1 protein-coding gene and 2 pseudogenes are annotated in these 1,649 nt (G+C 46.0%); 2 read left to right on the forward strand and 1 reads right to left on the reverse strand.

Going from position 1 to position 1,649, the window contains the following annotated elements; translation table 11 throughout:
- Positions 1–93 (forward strand): annotated as a pseudogene (locus tag AACX68_RS20145) (IS982 family transposase); the annotation flags it as partial.
- Between the two features lie 279 nt (positions 94–372).
- Here the strand turns inward: AACX68_RS20145 and AACX68_RS07255 are convergent.
- Positions 373–561 (reverse strand): SymE family type I addiction module toxin, encoded by a 189-nt coding sequence (locus AACX68_RS07255; protein ID WP_228860852.1) that lies wholly within the window; start codon positions 559–561, stop codon positions 373–375.
- A gap of 177 nt (positions 562–738) precedes the next feature.
- On the opposite strand from AACX68_RS07255, the pseudogene AACX68_RS07260 reads away from it, so the two are divergent.
- Positions 739–1,530 (forward strand): annotated as a pseudogene (locus AACX68_RS07260) (IS110 family transposase); the annotation flags it as partial.
- Between the last annotated feature and the right edge of the window lie 119 nt (positions 1,531–1,649).

Raw genomic sequence — 1,649 nt, forward strand, 5'->3', positions numbered from 1 at the left:
CTGCTTTCTCACACGTTGGGTATTTTTGCCAATGTTAAACAAGGTAAAAGTCAACGCGACTGGCTTCAACAAGCCAACGTTATAGGATGTTAAAGTTGAGCATCGCGTTAAAATATTTTCCTTTTTTATTTATTGTATTTACGCTGTCATCAATTTTTATGATATTAGCGATAAAGTTTGTTGTTGAAATAGTTTTCTTCTTCAAAACAGGAAATTTTTTAATTGATTATTATGATATCAAAGAAGCTGTAGGGCTAGGGGCTGTTTTTGGGATATTTTGTAGCTGTATATATTGTGTAATTTACTTCTTTCAAAATAGAAGGAATAAGTTTTAGAGGTATAGATCCCAGCCTTAGAGCTGGGATCTTCCTTTTAGCAGTCATCATGTTCAATTAGCCGAATAATCAACTGCCCCTGTTCAACGGTGATATTCACCGCCTGCCCGGTGGCAAATCCGGCCTCTTTCAGCCAGTTGCCTTTAAGATGTAGGCTGGGATGCTGGCTGTAGTAACGGGTCATACCTGTGCTACGGTCTTCGTGGCGGGTGCGGGCATAGCCCACCTTGTATCTTAAAAGTAGGTTAAAATAAATACGATTAGATTTGGTGCGGTGTATGCAGCCTGATGCCGCCTAGGGTTCCTAGCCCGTCTGTAAGCGATTGGCGCATACACCCAGCCACTCATCTGAAACCCGAACAGTTGTCCGTATTCCATAACGTATTTGCAAGGAGGGGTAATCATGAGTCTGCCAAATCCACTCTGTGTGGGAATTGATGTTTCTAAAGCAACACTGGACATCGCTGCCAGTCATGAGTTTGCTCAGTTCACTGCAAGTAACGACTCTGATGGTTTTGATGCCGTTCTTGCTGAGTTGAGAACGCATTCCGTTGCGCTGATTCTGATGGAGGCCACTGGCGGGCTTGAAGCCGCCGTGGCCTGCTCGCTTCAGGCAGAAGGTTTTGACGTTGCTGTTATTAACCCCAGACAGGCACGTGACTTTGCCCGTGCGATGGGATATCTGGCAAAAACTGACCGTATTGACGCCAGAGTACTCGCACAGATGGCGGAGGTCATTAATCGTCATCCGGAACGGGAACGTTTTATCCGGGCTCTGCCAGACGCTGAACGTCAGATTCTTGCGGCTATGGTGGTGCGCAGACGCCAGTTAATGACGATGTTGGTGGCTGAACGTAACCGGCTGTACCCTTCCCATCCGCAAAACAGAAAAAGCATTAATATTATTATCAAAGCGCTGGAAAGTGAACTTGCCCGAATCGATACAGACATGAACCAGCATCTCAAGAGCCACTTTAAAGCGCTTTCTGAACGGTTGAGCAGCGTTAAAGGTGTTGGCACTATGACGGTTGCCGCCTTGTATGGCGACAAAGGTTACCTTAGTCAGGAACTGGCAAACGATTTAGCGCAAAACGGTGTCACTTTCATCACGAAAAAGCGGAGTAATATTAAAGAGAGTGTGCTGGAAGATTGGGATAAGGTGATGTTATCAAGGTGTTTTATTATCGAAAGTGTGCCGCAGGCATACAAACTAGCAGCATAGGGAATGCAGCAGTATGTAGCATAAGCTCAGGAAGAGATGGTGGTCGGCCCACCGAAGTCCGCTGTCGGGAGCTGGCTTCAAACCACCTCAAG

Source organism: Xenorhabdus sp. PB61.4 (assembly GCF_963894935.1).
Classification (GTDB): Bacteria; Pseudomonadota; Gammaproteobacteria; order Enterobacterales; family Enterobacteriaceae; genus Xenorhabdus; species Xenorhabdus stockiae.